We start from the raw sequence: 18,291 nt of genomic DNA, 5'->3' as shown, positions 1-18,291 counted from the left end.
TGGTTTTATTTTAATCGTTCCAGTTCAATCACTCCTGCATCGATCATATTCTGCAGTGATTTTAAAATTCCAAGCTTTGCATGCGGCCAGGTCAGTCCGCCCTGGAAATAAACTGCATACGGTGGTTTAATCGGTCCATCTGCACTTAATTCAATAGAAGAACCCTGCACGAACGCACCTGCCGCCATGATCACATCACTGTCATATCCCGGCATTGCCCACGGTTCCGGACTGACATAGCTGTCCACAGGCGCCGCCGCCTGAATTCCCTTACAGAATGCGATCACACCCTCTGCACTGCCAAGCTCCACGGCCTGGATAATATCATGTCTGGACTCTGTTCCGTTCGGAATCACTCCATATCCCAGTCTTTCATAAATATTTGCCGCAAACACCGCACCTTTTACCGCACTGTTGACTACAGTCGGCGCCAGGAAAAATCCCTGATAGAACGACTGCATGACACCGAGAGATGCTCCCACCTCTTTTCCGAGTCCCGGAGAAGTCAGACGGTATCCGCAGTTCTCGATCAGATCTTCTCTTCCCGCAATATAGCCCCCGATCGGCGCCAGACCGCCTCCAGGATTTTTGATCAGGGAACCAACGATCATGTCCGCTCCCACATCACTTGGTTCAATCTTTTCTACAAATTCTCCATAACAGTTGTCCACCATACAGATCACATCCGGCTTGATCTCCTTGATAAAGGCGATCAGCTCTCCGATCTTCTCCACGGAATAGCTTGGTCTTGTCTGATATCCCTTGGATCGCTGGATCGTCACCAGTTTCGTCCGCTCATTGATTGCCTCCCTGATTGCAGGATAATCAAAATAACCGTCTTCCAAAAGCTCCACCTGACGGTATGTGATCCCATACTCTGCCAGAGAACCTTTTGACGGGCGAATCCCGATCACTTCCTCCAGCGTATCATATGGTTTTCCCACCGGCGAGAGCAGTTCGTCTCCCGGACGTAAGTTTGCTGCAAGGGCAAGGGCAAGGGCGTGCGTTCCACAGGTAATCTGCGGACGAACCAATGCCGCTTCTGTATGGAATGTACTGGCGTATACCTGCTCCAGTGTGTCTCTTCCCATATCGTTGTAGCCATACCCGCTGGCGTAGTTGAAACACCCCTCACTGACCTTATTTTCCTGCATGGCATGGAGCACCTTTAACTGATTGTACTCTGCCACTTCATCCATCTGTGAGAACCGTTCCTTTAATCCCGCCTCTATTGTCTGTCCAAACTCGTAAACTTCCTTCGAAATCCCCAGCTTCTCATACATCGTCTCTGTCATACACTCTCTCATTTTATTTCCTCTTCTTTCTGTGGAAAGATCTCCTGAACCTTTAATTCTTTCAGAATTCTCTCCAGTATCTTTTCTTCCTGATATCCATATTCCTGCTTGTTGATCCAGATCACATCCCGTTCCCGTTTAAACCAGGTGATCTGACGTTTTGCAAAATGTCTGGTATCTCTTTTGATAATTTCTTTTGCCTCTTCCAGCGTACATTCCCCGTCCAGATAAGCAAAAATCTCTTTGTATCCCAGCCCCTGCATGGACACCATCCCTCTTGTATAGCCACGTTCTTGAAGCGCCGTAACTTCTTCTACAAGTCCCTCCTCAAACATAGCATCCACTCTTTTGTTGATTCGCTCATAAAGATTGGCCCGGTCATCATTCAACACAAAATAGGCAGAATTATAGGCAGATTCTTTTTCCCGTTCTTTGGCATTGTGTTCGGAAATCTTTTCACCGGTCTGATGATAGAATTCCAGGGCACGGATCACACGTTTTACATTGTTGGCATGAATTTCAAGCGCCGCCTTTTCATCCACCTGCCGCAGCATCTGATGCAGCTTTTCTGCACCTTCTTCCTGTGCCAGTTCTTCCAGCTCTTTCCGGTAGGAATGATCCTCCTCATTGTCTTCAAACGAAATGTCATACAACAGAGCCTGGATATAAAACCCGGTTCCACCTACAACAATAGGGATATGTCCTCTCTGATAGATCCCATCCAGCGCTTCTTTTGCCATCTGCTGGAATTTCACCACATGGAACTCTTCCTCCGGCTCCAGCACATCGATCAGATGGTGCGAGATCCCTTGCATCTCTTTTGACCGAATCTTTGCAGATCCGATATCCATATGCCGGTAGACCTGCATGGAATCTGCGGAAATGATTTCTCCGCCAATCGCTTTGGCAAGTCCGATTGAAGCAGCGGTTTTTCCAACCGCTGTAGGACCGGTCAATATAATCAATGGTTTCTTCATCTATACAATCCTCTTAAATTTCTTTTCCAGTTCCCGCTGTGTCATTGCGATGATCGTCGGACGTCCATGCGGGCAGTGATATGGATTCTCCAGCAATAACAGTTCCCCGATCAGTGCGTCCGCCTCCTGCGCGGAAAGCCGGTTATTGCCTTTCACCGCTGCTTTACATGACATAGATGCCACTTTCTCATCAATAAGCTCCGGTGTCATGGAGGTGCTGATCCCATCTGTCAGATCGTCCAGCATTTCCAACAGCAGCTCTTTTTTGGCGATTCCAAACAAATTGTCCGGAATGGCGCGCACTGCATATTCCTCTCCGCCAAACGGTTCGATCTCAAATCCGATCCTTGTAAACCGGTCCATATTTTCATTCAGCACCTGCGCCTCCTGCATAGACAGGCTCAGGATGATCGGCGGACTTAAATACTGAGCGGTAAATTCTCTGTTCTTCATCTCTTTTAACGTGCGTTCATATAACACCCGCTCATGAGCAGCATGTTGATCAATGATATACAGACTGTTCTCAAATTCCACCAGCCAGTATGTCTCAAATACCTGCCCGATCAGCTTGTACTCTGCTTTCTTCTCCCGTTTCAGAAGATGCTCCTCAAACAAATTTAACTGCTCTGCTTTTTCTTCTGTTACAGGCTTCGTTTCATAGACAGGTGTTTCCCGGATCAATTCCGGCTGTTCTTCTGCCTGCTTTTGCGGCTGCTTCTCCACTTCCTTTGCACGGGCAAGTGCATCTTTGATTCTCTCCGCCTGAGCCTGCGGCCGGAAGATCTGCTCTTTTTTTGCGACTTCTGCCGAAGAATTGCGCTGATGATAGGAAAGCACTCTCTCCTTCATCTTCTTCATGAAATATGCTTCGTCATGGGGCTCTTCTTTTTCTTCTGGCTTTTTCTCCATTGGCTGCGGTGCTGTTTTGGGCTTTAATAAAAACGGACTTTCGCTCTTTGGCTGTGAAATTACTTTTGGAGCCGGCGCCTCCACCTGAGGAATGAGTTCCGGCTCCAGAAGGGTTCTATGAACCCCCTCATACACAATATTATAGACATCCTGCTGCCTCTGAAACCGCATTTCCATTTTGGTCGGATGCACATTTACATCGATTTTCTCACCATCCACCTGAAAGTGGATGACTACGAACGGAAACTTGTGCTGCATGAGAAAGTCCTTGTATGCATCTTCGATTGCTTTGGAGAGCATCGCATTTTTCACATACCGCCCGTTTACAAAATAATTTTCAAAATTCCGGTTTCCTCTGGTGATCACCGGTTTTCCAAGATATCCTTTCATCACCAGACCATCCATGGAATAATCCAGTTCGATCAGATTTGCCGCGGCCTCTCTCCCGTAAATGCTGTAGATTACATCCTTTAATTTTCCATTTCCAGATGTCCGCATTTTTGTCTGTCCGTTATTGATAAAAGTAAATGCAACCTCCGGGTGAGAAAGTGCAAGGCGCATGAGCAGATCCTGTACATGCCCGGCCTCTGTCATCGGTGTTTTTAGAAACTTCCGTCTGGCAGGCACATTATAAAACAACTGCCGCACAAGGAAGGTCGTCCCGTCCGGTGCCCCGGCATCCTCCAGACTCTGCTCCACTCCGCCTTCGATCACATAGCGGGTTCCAAATGTATCCTCCTTCGTCTTGGTGATCAGCTCCGTCCTGGTCACCGCAGAGATACTGGAAAGTGCTTCTCCCCGAAATCCGAGTGATGCAATATGTGCCAGATCTTCCACTTTGCGGATCTTGCTCGTGGAATGACGCAAAAATGCATTGCGGATATCTTCCCGTTCAATCCCGCTTCCATTGTCCGTGACGCGGATCAAAGAAATCCCTCCATCCTGAATCTCCACGGTAACGGAGGCAGCTTTTGCATCAATGGAATTTTCTACGAGTTCTTTGACGATCGACGCCGGCCGCTCAATCACTTCACCTGCGGCGATCTTATCTATTGTAATCTGATCTAAAACCTGAATCTGCGGCATCTGTGTTCTCCTTTACTTTCTACCAGCGGTTCTTTAGTTTATTCTGCAGACGATAAATGGTATTGAGTGCATCGACAGGCGTCAGATTTCCCACATCAATGCTCTTTAATTCTTCCAGAACGTCATCGTCTTTTACCGTATCAAACAATGACATCTGCGCCATATCCACCTCGTCATATTTTTTCGTCTTCTGTTTTTTCTTCTGCTCTTTTTCTCTGGATGCGATCTCACTGACTCTGGTCGTAATATCCTCATCACTCAGCTCTTCCACGATCTCTTTTGCGCGTGTGATCACAACATCCGGAACTCCCGCCAGCTTTGCCACCTGGATTCCATAGCTCTTATCCGCTCCGCCTTTTACGATCTTGCGAAGGAACACAATATCGTCTCCCTTTTCCTTTACCGCAATACAGTAATTGTTGACATTGTGAATCTTGCCCTCCAGCTCTGTCAGCTCATGGTAGTGTGTCGCAAAAAGTGTCTTCGCACCAAGCAGTTTGTTGTCGCTGATATACTCCACGACTGCCCAGGCAATGGACAATCCGTCAAAGGTACTGGTTCCTCTTCCGATCTCATCCAGGATCAGAAGGCTCTTAGATGTGGCATTTCTGAGAATATTGGCAACCTCTGTCATCTCTACCATAAAGGTACTCTGTCCGGATGCCAGATCATCGGATGCCCCCACACGGGTGAAAATGCGATCCACCAGACCGATATTAGCACTGGATGCCGGAACAAAAGATCCAAGCTGTGCCATTAAAACGATCAGCGCCGCCTGTCTCATATACGTAGACTTTCCAGCCATATTCGGTCCCGTGATAATGGAAATCCGCTGTTTTTTATCATCCAGATAGGTATCGTTGCTGATAAACATATCGTTTGGGATCATCTTTTCCACCACAGGATGCCGTCCGTCCTTGATATCGATCACACCTTGTTCATTGATCTTCGGACGCACATAATTGCTGCGTTCTGCCACCAGAGCAAGCGATGCAAACACATCCACTTTTGCGATCGCTTTCGCAGTCGTCTGGATGCGCTCCACCTGGGCAGCGATCTGATTGCGGACATCACAATAAATCTCATATTCCAGCGCATACAGTTTGTCTTCTGCACCAAGAATGGTATCTTCCAGTTCTTTTAATTCCGGGATAATGTAACGCTCTGCGTTGGCAAGTGTCTGTTTCCTCGTATAATAATCCGGAACCATATCCTTAAATGAATTCGTCACTTCCAGATAATATCCAAACACTTTGTTGTACTTGATCTTCAGATTTTTGATCCCGGTCTTTTCCCGTTCTTCTGATTCCAGCTTTGCAAGCCAGTCCTTTCCTTCTGATTTTGCGCGGCGCAGAGTATCCACCTCTTCGCTATAGCCATCCCGGATAATCCCGCCTTCTTTCATCGCAAGAGGCGGCTCTTCTGCAATCGCTTCTTTGATCAGCGCAGAAATATCCTCCAGCGGATCCAGTTCTTCTTTTATCTCCTCCAAAAGAGGGGCACGCAGATCCTCCATAATACAGCAGATCGGCGGAAGCATCGTCAGAGAGCTTCCAAATGCAGTCAGATCCCTCGGGTTCGCAGAACCATATGTAATCTTCGTCACCAGACGCTCCAGATCGTAAACCGGTGAGAGATATTCCCGGATCTCTTCTCTGCAGATCGCCTGCTCTTTCAATTCCTCCACAGCATCCAGCCGCCGAAGGATTTCTTTTTTCTCAATCAGCGGCTGCTCCACGTACTTTCGCAGCATACGCGCACCCATTGCTGTTTTTGTCTTATCAAGCACCCAGAGAAGAGAGCCTCTCTTCTGCTTTTCGCGCAGTGTTTCACACAGTTCCAGGTTTCTTCTTGTGGAACTGTCCAGCATCATATATTTTCCTGTCGTATATGCCGTAATATGTGTCAGCTGAGCCAGGGAATTTTTCTGAGTTTCGTATAAATACTGCAGAAGCGCCCCGGCACTGATGATCCCACAGTCATAATCTTCGAGCCCAAGCCCGGCAAAAGATGCTACTTTGAAATGCTCCAGCAGTTTCTGTCTGCAGACCGCATCATCAAAATACCACGAATCCAGAGAGTAGATTGTAATTCCCAGGCGGTCTTTTAAATCATCCAGATCCATGCCGCTCATATAATAAGACTCGTTACAGATGATCTCAGACGGCATAAAACGATAGATCTCATCCAAAAGCTTTGCACTTTCCTCCAGCTCTGTTACAAAATAATCTCCGGTCGTTACATCCGCGATGGAAAGCCCATACCGGTCTGCAATGTAGACAATACACATGATATAATTGTTCTTTGTCTCATCCAGTGCCTGGGTGTCCAGATTTGTCCCCGGTGTCACGATCCGTACAACCTCACGCTTTACGATTCCTTTCGCCTGTTTTGGATCTTCCACCTGTTCGCAGATCGCCACTTTATACCCTTTAGACACCAGCTTGTTCAGATATCCTTCCACTGCATGATATGGAACTCCGCACATGGGAGCTTTTTCTTCCTGCCCGCAGTTTTTTCCGGTCAGTGTAATCTCCAGTTCCCTGGATGCAGTCAGGGCATCCTCAAAAAACATTTCATAAAAATCGCCTAATCTATAAAATAAGATGCAGTCCTGATACTGTTTTTTTGTCTCGATATACTGCTGCATCATTGGTGTTAATTCTGCCACACGTTTTTCTCCTTTGTGTATTTTTTTCTTTGCCATTATAGCATCTTTGGAAATTCAGTTCAATGTACCAGATCCAATTTTGTCCGCCTTCCAACTTCCTAAAGCACGTGAAAATGTGGTTTTTCTTCCCCGTATAACCAATAAAGAAGATACCCGGAGAGCAGAATGCCGATCACGCACAGTGCGGAAAAAATAATGGTAAACGGCAGACAGATCTGACCGAACAGCTGCCATTTTCTTCCTGTATAATCCCATACATTCCATCCAAGCCACTGATTCACGATCATTCCCGTGATAAATTCCGCTGCTGTCACAAAGATTGTACACCAGAGCACCTGTTTCCATAACGGCTCCCTCCATCCGGTCCAAAGTCCCTGTTTGGCACAAAATAAAAGACAGATTCCTCCAAGCACGAACATACTCCAGTGAGAAAATCCCCGGAAGAAAACTTCAAATCCATAATAAAGACTGCCTCCCAAAGCCCATAAAAATAAATTTTCGCTCCATTTTTTCACAAAAAGCGCCCTCCCTGTCTGCAGGTCTTTTCGACTCATACAGATAGTTTGGGCGTTTTTTGCCAGATTATACCCGGATGGATGCTACCATTTCACCGAGATAATAAAATCCTTTGCAAGTATCAAGACGGACATCCACCAGTTTTCCAACCAGATCTTTCTCTCCCGGGAAATGAACCAGGAGATTATTGCTCATTCTTCCTGTCACAAGTGAATCATCATGATCATTGACTGACTCTACAAGCACACGCTGTACCGTTTTGGTATGCACACTGCACACTTCGGCGGAAATACTCTGTACTTCTTTTAACAGACGGTCAAAGCGGTCTTTGACAATCTCTTCCGGAACCTGTTCCTCCAGCACTGCTGCCGGAGTTCCGGTCCGTTTTGAATAAATAAAGGTAAATGCGCTGTCATAGCGAACCTTTCGCACCACATCCAGCGTCTCCTGAAAATCTTCTTCTGTCTCTCCCGGAAATCCGACAATGATATCCGTTGTCAGGGAAATATCCGGAACTGCTGCTTTGATCTTCTCCACCAGTCCAAGATAGTGTTCCTTTGTATAGCGCCGGTTCATCTTTTCCAGGATCCGCGTGCTTCCGGACTGCACCGGAAGATGCAGATGCTTGCAGATTTTTTGGGACTGCGCCATCACCTCGATCAATTCATCGGAGAGATCCTTCGGATGGGAGGTCATAAAACGGATACGCTCCAGTCCTTCGATTTTCTCGATTTCCTGTAAAAGCTGTGCAAATGTCATCGGTTCTTCCAGCGTCTTTCCATAAGAATTGACATTCTGTCCCAGAAGCATCACTTCCACCACTCCGTCTGCAACCAGGCTCTCGATCTCCCGGATAATATCTTTCGGATTCCGGCTGCGCTCCCGTCCGCGCACATACGGCACGATACAGTAGCTGCAGAAATTGTTGCATCCAAACATGATATTGACCCCTGATTTGAATGAGAACTTCCGCTCACTCGGAAGATCTTCTACGATCTTGTCTGTGTCCTTCCAAATATCGATCACCATCCGATCAGATTCCAGTCTTGTGGCAACCAGCTCTGCGAATTTAAAAATATTGTGCGTTCCGAAGATCAGATCCACAAACCGATAGCTTTTCTTTAACTTCTCGACTACTTCCGGCTCCTGCATCATACATCCGCAGAGTCCGATCAGCATATGCGGATTTTTCTTTTTCACACGGTTGAGCTGTCCCAAATGTCCATATACCTTCTGATTGGCATTTTCACGCACCGTACAGGTATTGTAGATTACGAAATCTGCCTGATTCTCTTCTTCCTCTTCCACATATCCAATCTGCTCCAGAATTCCGGTCAGCTTCTCCGAATCCCTTGCGTTCATCTGGCAGCCAAATGTTGTTACATGAAAGGTCAGCGGACGTCCCAGGGTTTCCGCCTGGGTCTTGACAAGACGACGTGCTTTTTCCATAAAATAATACTGGCGCATAGGTTCCTCTGCCGGAGCCGGCTGTTCCAGATCGATTTCAGTTAAAATCTCTTCTATCTTCTTCGTTTGTTTCTTCTCCAACATGAATTGTCTTCCTCTCTATCTCTTCGTATATCTTAGCATTCCATATGAGCTTTCATTATAATCGAATCCATTTGGTTTTTCAAGATAAAACAATCCTCTGTTATCCTTTCGGAATATAATACACTTGTATCTTTTGCGTAATCGGATTTTTCGTGATCTGCGCATGGATTCCAAAAATTTGTAAAATATTTTCCTCGGTAAGAATCTCTTCGGGTGTTCCCGCTTTGATGATCCTCCCCCGATCCATAAGTAAAATTCTGTCGCAGTACATGGCTGCAATATTCAGATCATGAACGGAAGAAAAAATCGTCGCATCCTGTTTCTTTAAGATCTCCATCAACAGATATTGAAACCGGATATCCAGATGATTCGTCGGCTCATCCAGGAGAATCAGTCTGCTCTCCTGAGCAAGCGTTCTTGCCATGAGCACCCTTTGTTTTTCTCCTCCGGACAAGCTGAAAAAAGAGCGGTTTTCGTATCCTTTCAGTCCCACTTCTTCTAAAAAACGCCTGCAGATTGCAAGATCCTCTTCTGTTTCCTTTTCTAAAAACCTACGATGTGCATAGCGTCCATACATAACCATATCAAGCACTTCCAGATCAAATTCGGTCTGATTTTCCTGTGCGACAACTGCTGCTTGTCTTGCCATCTCTTTCGCTGACAGCGAAACAACATCCTTCCCGTCGATATAAACGGTATCTTTCTGTGGTCTGTACGTTTTGTATATGTTTTTCAGCAACGTTGATTTTCCGCAGCCATTGGGACCAATCAGCCCGACAAAAGTGCCTTCCGGTACTTCCAGAGAAACATCCTGCAGAATCTCGGTTCCATCAATACTGTAGTCCAATCCGCGAACTGTCAAAAAGCTATGGTTCATGTGCTCTTCCTCCTTCCCCTGCGGATCAGATACAGGAAAAACGGTGCGCCGGACAAAGCCGCAATAATTCCGATTGGGAGCTCCTCCGGTGCAACGATCACCCGCGAGAGAAAATCTGCCAGTACAGTAAACAATCCGCCCAAAACAATTACAAACGGTAATACTATCGTATGCCGTGATCCTACCATTCTTCTCGCAATATGTGGAACAACAAGCCCGATAAAGCCGATCACTCCACTGACAGAGACCACAATTCCGGTCAATACGGCAGCCATGATGATCACAACCATTTTGATTCTTGTTACATTGACTCCCAGATTCTCAGCAGTGCCATCTCCCAAAAGCAGCATATCCAGTTCTCTTGTAAAAAGAAGAATGATGCAGACTGTAATCAGAAAAGCAGCTGCAACATATTTGACTTTCTCCCAGCTTGCGCCACTCAAAGAACCTACCATCCAGTATTGTGCTGTCTTTGTCTTATCCGATCCGGTATGATACCCGTAAATGATCAGATTGGTGATCCCGCTAAACAACGCAGAAGTCGCAATCCCCGCCAGGATCAGCTGTGTCGAAGTAACGGTTCCCTTATATGTTGCAATCGCCATGGATAATACAATTGCCAGGGCCGCTCCGCAAATTGCTCCAAACATGGTTCCGTATCCGCCTGCAAAATGAAAACAGCCTGTGATGATGGCACATACCGCTCCTGCTGAAGCTCCGGAAGAAATACCAAGTACATAAGGATCTGCCAGAGCATTTTTTGTCAACGCCTGCATCAGTACTCCACACACAGAAAGTCCGGCACCTACAAACCACGCAAGCACAACTCTTGGAAGTCGGATATTCCAGATAATTGTTTCCATATTGGTTTCCCATGTCGGGAAAAATATCTCCCGCCCTGACAGATGGTTCATAATAATACGAAATACTTCAAAAGGGTGAATCTTGACAGCTCCAAAGGAAACGGAACAACCTACCGCTAAAACACTGCACACAAATACAGCGCAAAACAGGGACAGGTGCCTTACTCTTTTCTGTCTTTTATTTAATTCTTTCATGTAATAGAAGAACTCCCTTTCCTATTGAAAACAATCTGGATATAACTGCTTTGCAATTTCTTCAACTGCAGCTGCTGATCCGGCAGAGCCCTGCATGTCTGCACAGCATGCAGAATAGATTTTTCCTTCTTTGATTGCCCTTAAATCTTTTGTTGCAGCATTGGTGCGAAGAAATTCTGCCTTTTCTTCTACATCTCCATCATAGTCTAAAAGGAGGATTGCATCCGGATCACGTTCTACCACTTCTTCCCAGGAAGGGGTTGCCCACCCGGCTTCAATGTCATTAAAAATAGAGATGGCGCCTGCCGATTTCAAAATATCTCCCGGCATCCCCTGGCATGCTGTAAAAGGGGCATCTTCTCCCGAATCATAGACAAACACTTTTTTCGGGTTCTTGTATGCATCTTCTCCAAGCGCCTCTTTCACATCCTGAAGTGTATCCTTCATTTTTTGTATTTTCTGCTCTGCAGTTTCTTCCACTTGAAAAATCTTGCCCAGTGTCTCATAGTCTTTGTACAAATCTTCAAATGTGGCACTGTCTGAGCATACATATGGGAAATACATGGCAATTCCATTTTCGTCACAGAATTCTGTACTGAAATTTTTATCTGAAAATACGGAATCCCAGCCGATCAGAAAATCACAGCCTGTAGCAAGCAGTTCTTCCTTTGAAACAGATGACAGGTTCACTCCGGGTTCTGCGATCTGTGGTACAGAATCTCTTGCAGGATATTCCGAGACAAGACTCCAGCAACTCCCTTTCGTGTATCCGGCCATCTGCTCCTCTAAGCCCAGATCAAAAAACAAATCTGCCATCTGATCTCCGGAAGCAACCACATGATCCGGTTTTTGCTTAAAGGTATACTCTACATTTTTTCCCAGCCCGGATCGCTCCAGATTCAGCTGAATTGTAACCGGTTCATAATTACGATCTTCTGATTGTACCGATTTTTCTGCATGAGCTTCTTTTTTATCAGTTTCTGTCTCCTTATTGCTTCCACATCCGGAAACAAGAGATATCGTCGCTGCTGCACACAGGATGCAGCTTACTATTTTCTTTTTCATAAACTTTGACCTTTCTTTATCAATTTTATCCCAGTTGCTCTATTGATAAAAGGTCATGATCAGGTCTTCATCTACCTCGTCCCCTTTCTCTTTCTTCTTATCAAGAAATCGTAAGATGACTTCAGCAAGTCTTAGGGCTTGGCATCTCCCGCCATTTCACCTTCTCACAGAATTCTCTGCAATGGTATCTGAAATTTTGTCCGCCTTACCTCAGGGATAAGCTGCCAATGAATTGCACATTGTTCCTTATTAAGCCAAAACACTGAAGCCGTCTGCACATTGCATGCAGTCCGAAATATTATAGCATTAATTTCCTGCATTTATCCAGTAAAACCTTCTAAGTTTATAAAATTTCAAAAGACAGGGATATTTCCCTGCCTTACCTTTCATCCACTATTCAAACTGATTTTTTTCTGCATCGTATCTGTAGTCGATCATGCCGAGTTTTTCCTCCAGCACTTCTCTTGAAACGTCCATATCATCACAGAGAGCATCCAGGCTTGGATAATAATCTCTCAGTTTTGTATTTACCACGCTTAGAAGAAGTATCGGATCTTTCGGTAATCCTGTCAGCATTTCCAGCACCTCTTTTCTGTCATCACATATTCCATCCGAATGTCATGTGCCTCAGCAGGAATCTGATCTGCCATCTGCACCTCAAACGCAAGTCCAAACGTATGGCATCCTTCCATTTTCTGAAGATACGTGTCGTAAAATCCTCCTCCATATCCGATCCTTCTTCCCGCCGGATCGAACGAAACGCCGGGAACAAGCATCAAGAGATCCGATTTTTCCAGGCAGCAGTCTGCCCCTTTTTTCTCTTCTTTCGGCTCCAAAATTCCAAACGCTCCTGTTTCCAGATCATTCAACGATTCTATGTAGTAAAACTTCATCTCCCGTTTTCCGGTCACTTTAGGCACTGCGGTTCTTTTTCCCGCTCTCCACGCACTTACCAGAATTTGTTCTGTACACACTTCTTTTCCCATAGATACATAACACCAGATTTCTTTCGCCTGCACAAATAAAGGATGGGAGACAACCTGCTCTGTGATCCTGTCACTGTATGTCTCCCACTCTCTGTCTGTCAGCCGGTCTCTGGCGCATAACATCTGTTTTCTAATGTCCCGCTTTGTTTCCAAATTTCTCTCCCAGATTGACGATTGTACCGTCTTTTTCTTCCACATCAATATTATTGAGCTGACTTCTCAAATTGCGTTTGAATGCATCAATATATTCCTGCCTGAGAATCTTTTGTTCTTTCTTTTCCGCATCAGTCAGTCCTTCTGCTTTTGATTTTCTATACAGTTCATTGATTCTTTTTACCTTTTGTTCGTCCATAATCTTATCCTTTCCCAAAAATTCTTTCTCCATCTTACACTATTTCTCGATTTTCGTCTACCCCGCTGTTTTTTAGCTGGAATAATTTTCCAGAAATGCGTAAAGTTCCTCCTCTGTTTCAACATATTTTTTTTGCTTTACATTTGTCTGCACTTCTTTCGGCAGTTCTTCAAACGGAATGTCTGTAAATTCATAAATTGTAGATTGATCAAACAGATAGACGACCACATAGCCATGCAGCTCTGCCAGATAATATCCTTCATTTTTTTCTGCTTCCCCTTTCACGGCAACACTTCTTTGCTGTTTATCCTGCTGCCGCGCCATCTGCCTGTCCATCACATACTGGTAACTCACCTGATATCCGATTCCGAGCAGACTGACAAACACAAACAAGACCACAAAAAAGCCAATACAGTATTTCTTCTTCATAAAAGTCCGACTCCTTTTTTCATACAGTATTGGCTCTTTGTACCGGTTTTATTCAGTTCACTTGATTTTGTCAATCCAGATATTCAATGTCATCATCATCGTCCAGGTCTCTCTCCTGTGGAAAAATCTTAAAACGTTTGCAGACTCTTAAGATCCGTCCGCCCATTGGAAGTGCCAGCATATCTGACTCGGAAAGCGTTCCTACCCGGATCACCGCCACTGCGTACACCAGCATGGCAATGATGATAGAAAGTCCATTTGCCAGAAATCTTCCCGGCATCAGGGCGCTAAGAAGCTTATTGGACACAAATGCCGCCACTCCCATGATCAAAGCTGCCAGAAACGGCTTGATATAACAGGTCTTGAAATCCTGTCTGAATCCACTTGCCTTATATACATCCTTCATATTCAGTACACACATACAAAAACTGAAGATCACATTACTGAATACGAGAGAATAAATCCCCCATTTGAAAACAACCAGCATCAAAAGGACTGCCACAAGATGGATCCCCAGTGAAATCAGCGCATTCTTTGCCGGTGCAGTCAGCCGGTCCAGTCCCTGCAGAATCGAGTTTGTAACTGTTGAGGAACTGTACAACACAACTGTGATCGCCCCGGATGCCAGCATCAGTGCAGGCTCCGTTCTGGAATCTCCGTAAAGGAACTGCATGATCGGCGATGCCAGTACCACAAATCCCACAAAACAAGGAATCGCGATCAGCATGGTAAGACGGATCGTCTGATTGATCTTATTCTGCATCTGCGTCCGGTTTCTGGAGGCAACTGCCGCTGTCAGTGCCGGAATAACAGATGCTGCAAGTCCGTTCGCCATCGCAAGCGGGATGTTGATCAACGTATTGTATTTTCCTGTGTAAATTCCCTGTGGAATGATATATTCTTTCAAGGTAACTCCCTGTGCTGCCATGATCTTTGCAAACAAGGTCAGGTCAATAATCTGATTGATATTATAGATTGCCGTACTGAACAGGATCGGGGCGATCGTCAAAAGAAGAACCTTCAAAATCTGCCCATATCCATCCTGATGTTTCGTGCGGTCTCTTCTCATCTGCCGCATCATCACTTTTTGAAACAGTACAAACACAAACATCAAAAACAACAGTGCGACCAGTGCTCCCGTAGCCGTTCCCGCCGTTCCTCCCGCTGCCCCATAGGCCGGTTCAAGCAAAGGATTGTCCTGCTTTTTCGCAGCTGCCATCCCCACTTTGATCATGATGCTGGCTCCTACGATATTGACTGTTGCATTGATGATCTGCTCCAAAACCTGGGAGATCGCAGTCGGAACCATAGTTCCCATTCCCTGAAAATATCCGCGCATTACACCGAGCACTGCCACGATAAACAGCGCCGGAGCCAGCACCTTGAGTGTATAGACACTAAGCGGCGATTCCATCAGATGTCTGGAGATCATATCTGCCCCCAGAAAGATTGCCAGTGCCACAACTGCCCCCACGGAAACCGCAAACATCATTGCACATTTAAAAATTCGAAAGGCGTTTCTTGGCTGGTGCATCGCCATCTTTGTGGAGACCAGCTTGGATACCGCGATCGGAAGACTGAAGGAGGACAGCATCAGTGCCATCGCATAAATCTCATATGCATATCCGAGAAATCCGTTTCCCTCATCTCCGATAATATTGGTCAGCGGAATCCGGTACAATGCCCCGATGATCTTTACAATCACTGCCGCCGCTGCAAGGATTGCTCCCTGTATCAAAAATTCATTCTCTTTCGACTGTTTTTTTCTTCTTTTGTTCTTCTGTATATCTGCCATCCGTCTCCTCCGTCACGCCCTTAAAATCTGGACTTTTTCCATGATCTCACGCTGTCTTTCTTCCATGACCAGACGCTCCTCTTCTTCCATATGATCATATCCGAACAAATGAAGCATACTGTGTGCGATCAGAAATGCAAATTCCCGTTTCGGTGAGTGTCCATAGGCCTCTGCCTGTGCAAGTACCTTCTCCTTGGAAATAACAATGTCACCAAGCATCAGTTCTCCAGATTCCGGATTAAATGCTTCGGCCTCCTCTTCCACAAACGAGAAATCTCCCGGAGTCTCATATTCCAGCATCGGAAACGACAAAACATCCGTTGCCCGGTCGATCTGACGAAACTCCTCGTTCATCCGGTGGATCTCATCGTCTGTGGTCAGCAGCAGATTGATCTCTGCTTCATAAGGACATCCCTCATATTCCAATGCGGCTTCCACCACCAGATCTGCCACTTCTTTCGTTTCAAACGGAAGTGTGATTTCTCCTTCTTCTTCTAAATACAAACTCATGATTTTCTCCTTTTTGTACCGCCCTTTGTACGGGTGCTCTTCTTTTCATACTCTTCATATGCCTTTACGATCTTCTGTACAAGCGGGTGCCGCACCACATCCTTGCTCGTCAGTGTGCAGATGCTGATCCCCTCCAGATTTTTTACCACCTTGACTGCTACATCCAGACCGGAAACCGTTCCTGCCGGAAGGTCCTTTTGGGTGGCATCTCCGGTGATCACGACTTTGGAACCAAATCCGATCCTTGTCAGAAACATTTTCATCTGTGCCGGCGTCGTATTCTGTGCCTCATCCAGAATGATAAACGCATTGTCCAGTGTTCTTCCTCTCATATAAGCAAGAGGTGCAACCTCGATCAGACCTTTTTCTGAATTTTTTGCAAAACTTTCCGCTCCCATGATCTGATACAATGCATCATAAAGAGGACGCAGATAGGGATCGATCTTGCTCTGAAGATCTCCCGGAAGAAATCCCAGTTTTTCTCCTGCCTCTATCGCCGGCCTGGTAAGGATAATACGGCTCACTTCATTTCTCTGAAACGCTGTGATTGCCATAGCCATGGCAAGATAGGTCTTTCCGGTTCCCGCAGGTCCCAGCCCAAACGTGATCATTCCTTCCCGAATGGCATCTACATAACGCTTCTGTCCCAGCGTCTTCGGTTTGATCGGTTTTCCCTGCAATGTGTGACAGATCAATTCCCGATCCATCTCCACCATCGCCTCCTCCTGATCCTCATAGACCAGTGACATGGCATAATCTACATTCTGTTCCGTAATCTCATTTCCTCTTTTTGACAGAGCAGCAAGCTGATCCAATACCCGCCTTGCCTTCTCTGCATTTTTATCTTCACCTAATATCTTCACTTTGCCTTCTCTGGCGATCAGTGTCACATGAAACGTCCGCTCCAGCTTTTTTGCATACGCATCAAACTGCCCGAACACATTTCTCTCGTGCTCCGCCGGTATATCAATCATCAGTTCTGAAAGACTCATCCTTCTTATTCCTTTCAATCTCTAATATTTCTGTATCTGCTTTTTTTGCAATGTCTTCATTCAGGTATAAGCTCCCTTTTGCAACCGCAGATTTTTTGCCTATGTGTATTTTAACACTATTTCCCTGTATTTGAATACCTTTTTCCTTCAATTCCTTTGAAAATTGTTTGAAGTTTTCGCTCAATTTCTTTTGAATTTCTTCATTTGTATATCTTTTTTCTTTTATCTGGTATGATTTTGCAACTTTTACCCCATAAAATAGTGGAAGATGAAAATTTTCTCCCAGGGTCACCTGACGTTTCATCACATATTGTTCACTTTTCGGAAAAGAATTTTTCACACTTCCAAGATGACATTCCCAGTTTTTAAATTCCACAAAAACCTGCATCCGTTTTTGGTTCTGATACCTCTTTTCTTCATAGTATGTGCTGATTTCATCCTCATATTCTGTCTGCGTGTCTGCCCTAATATCCGCATCTGCCTGCTCATACTGATATTCTACCACCTCTTTTGCATCATTGCACACCTCGATTCTGCCTGACACAAGGATATCCCCCTTTTTCACCTGATCCCCGACATGCACCATGGGAACTCCGGAACGTGTCACCATCTTTGTGATCACCCCGTCCTGTTCTGCGATCAGATCACAGGGTTTTTCTTCCTTTTGCACCTCCTGAAACGTATCTTCATTCTCCTTGATCTGTATTTTCAGCCTGCTTCCATCGATGGAGGCTGAGACCCACACAATATCATCATATTTCTGCCGAATCTTCCGCACGATATCCGCGCAGTCTACCTTCCCTTTTGGCATGGCAGGTGTGATCTTCTCCTGCTCCAGAAATTGAAGCAGTACTTCATCCGTCCATTTTTCATTTCCTTCAAAATGGATATCCCAGATAAACGAAGTGTAGAACATCAACAGGAGTATACAGAGCACAGCTCCTGCGAGAAACCATGTTCTGCTCTGACATCTTGTTAGAAAAAATGGCATGCCGAAGCGTTCCACTAAAACGACCTTCGTGCGCGTTTTTCTCACGATCGGACGGATTTTCCGAAAATCCTTCAGCTTTACATACATCTCATAAGAATTTTTACAGGGCTGAAGTCCCCAGATATCGATCTGATGATGACTGCACAGATTTAAAAAACGCTCCGGGGAGTATCCCTTTATTCTGATTTTTACATATCCTCTCAAAAAACGCAGGATTCTCTGCATTGCTGT

At 45.5% G+C, this 18,291-nt stretch carries 17 protein-coding genes and 1 riboswitch; all 17 genes read right to left on the bottom strand.

The window, feature by feature from the left end:
- Positions 1 to 5: 5 nt before the first annotated feature.
- Positions 6 to 1,307, bottom strand: coding sequence for a methionine gamma-lyase family protein (locus FXV78_RS15355; RefSeq protein WP_004842874.1), 1,302 nt, complete (start codon positions 1,305 to 1,307; stop codon positions 6 to 8).
- Positions 1,304 to 2,272, bottom strand: coding sequence for a tRNA (adenosine(37)-N6)-dimethylallyltransferase MiaA (miaA, locus tag FXV78_RS15350; protein ID WP_004842873.1), 969 nt, complete (start codon positions 2,270 to 2,272; stop codon positions 1,304 to 1,306). Before miaA ends, FXV78_RS15355 begins: the two co-directional genes overlap by 4 nt.
- Positions 2,273 to 4,267 (bottom strand): DNA mismatch repair endonuclease MutL, encoded by a 1,995-nt coding sequence (mutL, locus tag FXV78_RS15345; protein WP_004842872.1) that lies wholly within the window; start codon positions 4,265 to 4,267, stop codon positions 2,273 to 2,275.
- Between the two features lie 19 nt (positions 4,268 to 4,286).
- Positions 4,287 to 6,938 (bottom strand): DNA mismatch repair protein MutS, encoded by a 2,652-nt coding sequence (gene mutS, locus FXV78_RS15340; protein ID WP_330371452.1) that lies wholly within the window; start codon positions 6,936 to 6,938, stop codon positions 4,287 to 4,289.
- A 98-nt stretch (positions 6,939 to 7,036) separates the two neighbouring features.
- Positions 7,037 to 7,453 (bottom strand): putative ABC transporter permease, encoded by a 417-nt coding sequence (locus FXV78_RS15335; protein ID WP_022038073.1) that lies wholly within the window; start codon positions 7,451 to 7,453, stop codon positions 7,037 to 7,039.
- Between the two features lie 67 nt (positions 7,454 to 7,520).
- The gene (gene miaB, locus FXV78_RS15330) at positions 7,521 to 9,005 is read right to left on the bottom strand and encodes a tRNA (N6-isopentenyl adenosine(37)-C2)-methylthiotransferase MiaB (RefSeq protein WP_004842869.1); all 1,485 of its coding nucleotides are present in this window, start codon (positions 9,003 to 9,005) and stop codon (positions 7,521 to 7,523) included.
- A gap of 100 nt (positions 9,006 to 9,105) precedes the next feature.
- Positions 9,106 to 9,882, bottom strand: a complete 777-nt coding sequence (locus tag FXV78_RS15325; protein ID WP_004842868.1) for an ABC transporter ATP-binding protein — start codon at positions 9,880 to 9,882, stop codon at positions 9,106 to 9,108.
- Positions 9,879 to 10,940: a FecCD family ABC transporter permease gene (locus FXV78_RS15320; protein WP_004842867.1), complete on the bottom strand. Its 1,062-nt coding sequence runs from the start codon at positions 10,938 to 10,940 to the stop codon at positions 9,879 to 9,881. Before FXV78_RS15320 ends, FXV78_RS15325 begins: the two co-directional genes overlap by 4 nt.
- 21 nt (positions 10,941 to 10,961) lie before the next feature.
- Positions 10,962 to 12,005, bottom strand: coding sequence for an ABC transporter substrate-binding protein (locus FXV78_RS15315; protein ID WP_004842866.1), 1,044 nt, complete (start codon positions 12,003 to 12,005; stop codon positions 10,962 to 10,964).
- 106 nt (positions 12,006 to 12,111) lie between these two features.
- Positions 12,112 to 12,287: riboswitch (cobalamin riboswitch) on the bottom strand.
- A 111-nt stretch (positions 12,288 to 12,398) separates the two neighbouring features.
- The gene (locus tag FXV78_RS15310; protein WP_004842864.1) at positions 12,399 to 12,581 is read right to left on the bottom strand and encodes a DUF4250 domain-containing protein; all 183 of its coding nucleotides are present in this window, start codon (positions 12,579 to 12,581) and stop codon (positions 12,399 to 12,401) included.
- Entirely contained in the window at positions 12,575 to 13,144 is a 570-nt protein-coding gene (locus tag FXV78_RS15305; protein WP_009244597.1) for a 5-formyltetrahydrofolate cyclo-ligase, read from the bottom strand. Before FXV78_RS15305 ends, FXV78_RS15310 begins: the two co-directional genes overlap by 7 nt.
- On the bottom strand, positions 13,122 to 13,343 hold the full coding sequence (locus tag FXV78_RS15300; protein WP_024852385.1) for a DUF896 domain-containing protein: 222 nt from the start codon (positions 13,341 to 13,343) through the stop codon (positions 13,122 to 13,124). Before FXV78_RS15300 ends, FXV78_RS15305 begins: the two co-directional genes overlap by 23 nt.
- A 72-nt stretch (positions 13,344 to 13,415) precedes the next feature.
- The gene (locus FXV78_RS15295) at positions 13,416 to 13,772 is read right to left on the bottom strand and encodes a hypothetical protein (protein ID WP_004842861.1); all 357 of its coding nucleotides are present in this window, start codon (positions 13,770 to 13,772) and stop codon (positions 13,416 to 13,418) included.
- A gap of 70 nt (positions 13,773 to 13,842) precedes the next feature.
- Complete coding sequence (locus FXV78_RS15290) at positions 13,843 to 15,567, bottom strand: putative polysaccharide biosynthesis protein (RefSeq protein ID WP_004842860.1); 1,725 nt, start codon at positions 15,565 to 15,567, stop codon at positions 13,843 to 13,845.
- A gap of 12 nt (positions 15,568 to 15,579) precedes the next feature.
- The gene (gene ybeY, locus FXV78_RS15285; protein WP_004842859.1) at positions 15,580 to 16,077 is read right to left on the bottom strand and encodes an rRNA maturation RNase YbeY; all 498 of its coding nucleotides are present in this window, start codon (positions 16,075 to 16,077) and stop codon (positions 15,580 to 15,582) included.
- Complete coding sequence (locus FXV78_RS15280; RefSeq protein ID WP_009244595.1) at positions 16,074 to 17,069, bottom strand: PhoH family protein; 996 nt, start codon at positions 17,067 to 17,069, stop codon at positions 16,074 to 16,076. The genes ybeY and FXV78_RS15280 overlap by 4 nt, the downstream gene beginning before the upstream one ends.
- Positions 17,044 to 18,285: a sporulation protein YqfD gene (locus FXV78_RS15275; protein WP_004842857.1), complete on the bottom strand. Its 1,242-nt coding sequence runs from the start codon at positions 18,283 to 18,285 to the stop codon at positions 17,044 to 17,046. The genes FXV78_RS15280 and FXV78_RS15275 overlap by 26 nt, the downstream gene beginning before the upstream one ends.
- Positions 18,286 to 18,291 lie beyond the last annotated feature (6 nt).

The organism is Mediterraneibacter gnavus ATCC 29149 (assembly GCF_008121495.1).
GTDB classification, from domain to species: Bacteria; Bacillota; Clostridia; order Lachnospirales; family Lachnospiraceae; genus Mediterraneibacter; species Mediterraneibacter gnavus.
This window is presented reverse-complemented; position numbering and strand designations above follow the sequence as displayed.

Bases quoted from the DNA above. Each gene is read 5' to 3' on its own strand.
- ybeY (WP_004842859.1), bottom strand. From the start codon at position 16,077: ATGAGTTTGTATTTAGAAGAAGAAGGAGAAATCACACTTCCGTTTGAA.
- FXV78_RS15315 (WP_004842866.1), bottom strand. From the start codon at position 12,005: ATGAAAAAGAAAATAGTAAGCTGCATCCTGTGTGCAGCAGCGACGATA.
- FXV78_RS15280 (WP_009244595.1), bottom strand. From the start codon at position 17,069: ATGAGTCTTTCAGAACTGATGATTGATATACCGGCGGAGCACGAGAGA.
- miaB (WP_004842869.1), bottom strand. From the start codon at position 9,005: ATGTTGGAGAAGAAACAAACGAAGAAGATAGAAGAGATTTTAACTGAA.
- FXV78_RS15355 (WP_004842874.1), bottom strand. From the start codon at position 1,307: ATGAGAGAGTGTATGACAGAGACGATGTATGAGAAGCTGGGGATTTCG.
- FXV78_RS15320 (WP_004842867.1), bottom strand. From the start codon at position 10,940: ATGAAAGAATTAAATAAAAGACAGAAAAGAGTAAGGCACCTGTCCCTG.
- mutL (WP_004842872.1), bottom strand. From the start codon at position 4,267: ATGCCGCAGATTCAGGTTTTAGATCAGATTACAATAGATAAGATCGCC.
- FXV78_RS15325 (WP_004842868.1), bottom strand. From the start codon at position 9,882: ATGAACCATAGCTTTTTGACAGTTCGCGGATTGGACTACAGTATTGAT.
- FXV78_RS15300 (WP_024852385.1), bottom strand. From the start codon at position 13,343: ATGGACGAACAAAAGGTAAAAAGAATCAATGAACTGTATAGAAAATCA.
- FXV78_RS15310 (WP_004842864.1), bottom strand. From the start codon at position 12,581: ATGCTGACAGGATTACCGAAAGATCCGATACTTCTTCTAAGCGTGGTA.
- FXV78_RS15295 (WP_004842861.1), bottom strand. From the start codon at position 13,772: ATGAAGAAGAAATACTGTATTGGCTTTTTTGTGGTCTTGTTTGTGTTT.
- miaA (WP_004842873.1), bottom strand. From the start codon at position 2,272: ATGAAGAAACCATTGATTATATTGACCGGTCCTACAGCGGTTGGAAAA.
- FXV78_RS15290 (WP_004842860.1), bottom strand. From the start codon at position 15,567: ATGGCAGATATACAGAAGAACAAAAGAAGAAAAAAACAGTCGAAAGAG.
- FXV78_RS15275 (WP_004842857.1), bottom strand. From the start codon at position 18,285: ATGCAGAGAATCCTGCGTTTTTTGAGAGGATATGTAAAAATCAGAATA.